Origin of the sequence: Modicisalibacter luteus DSM 23508 (assembly GCF_000378505.1) — a bacterium.
Classification (GTDB): Bacteria; Pseudomonadota; Gammaproteobacteria; order Pseudomonadales; family Halomonadaceae; genus Modicisalibacter; species Modicisalibacter luteus.
Genome location: NZ_KB900030.1, coordinates 1 through 1,184, shown reverse-complemented (window position 1 = coordinate 1,184; position 1,184 = coordinate 1). Strand labels below are relative to the sequence as shown.

Below are 1,184 nucleotides of genomic sequence, written 5' to 3'. Positions count from 1 at the left end.
GGCAAACAACCTGTGACCCGGGCATTTCCGAATGGGGAAACCCACTCACCACAAGGTGAGTATCCCTGAGTGAATCCATAGCTCAGGGAGGCGAACCGGGGGAACTGAAACATCTAAGTACCCCGAGGAAAAGAAATCAACCGAGATTCCCCCAGTAGCGGCGAGCGAACGGGGAGTAGCCCTTAAGCGGCACGACTGATAGGCGAACAGGCTGGGAAGCCTGACGATACAGGGTGATAGTCCCGTAGCCGAAATCTGAGTGACGTGAAATCGAGTAGGTCGGGGCACGTGAAACCTTGACTGAACATGGGGGGACCATCCTCCAAGGCTAAATACTCCTGGCTGACCGATAGTGAACCAGTACCGTGAGGGAAAGGCGAAAAGAACCCCGGAGAGGGGAGTGAAATAGATCCTGAAACCGTATGCGTACAAGCAGTGGGAGCAGACTTGTTCTGTGACCGCGTACCTTTTGTATAATGGGTCAGCGACTTATTTTCAGTGGCGAGCTTAACCGTATAGGGGAGGCGTAGGGAAACCGAGTCTTAACTGGGCGACCAGTCGCTGGGAATAGACCCGAAACCGGGCGATCTATCCATGAGCAGGGTGAAGGTTGAGTAACATCAACTGGAGGCCCGAACCGGGATCTGTTGAAAAAGATTCGGATGACTTGTGGATCGGAGTGAAAGGCTAATCAAGCTCGGAGATAGCTGGTTCTCCTCGAAAGCTATTTAGGTAGCGCCTCACGTATCACCGCCGGGGGTAGAGCACTGTTTCGGCTAGGGGCCCATCCCGGGTTACCAACCCGAGGCAAACTCCGAATACCGGTGAGTGCAGCGTGGGAGACACACAGCGGGTGCTAACGTCCGTTGTGAAAAGGGAAACAACCCAGACCGTCAGCTAAGGTCCCAAAATCCTGGTTAAGTGGGAAACGATGTGGGAAGGCTTAGACAGCTAGGAGGTTGGCTTAGAAGCAGCCATCCTTTAAAGAAAGCGTAATAGCTCACTAGTCGAGTCGGCCTGCGCGGAAGATGTAACGGGGCTCAAACCAGGTACCGAAGCTACGGGTTCGCCGAATGGCGAGCGGTAGAGGAGCGTCGTGTACGCCGATGAAGGTCAATTGAGAAGTTGGCTGGAGGTATCACGAGTGCGAATGCTGACATGAGTAACGACAAGGGGAGTGAAAA

1 rRNA gene is annotated in these 1,184 nt (G+C 53.9%); it reads left to right on the top strand.

Annotated elements, in window-relative coordinates:
- Window positions 1-1,184, top strand: a 23S ribosomal RNA gene (locus F568_RS0121855); the annotation flags it as partial.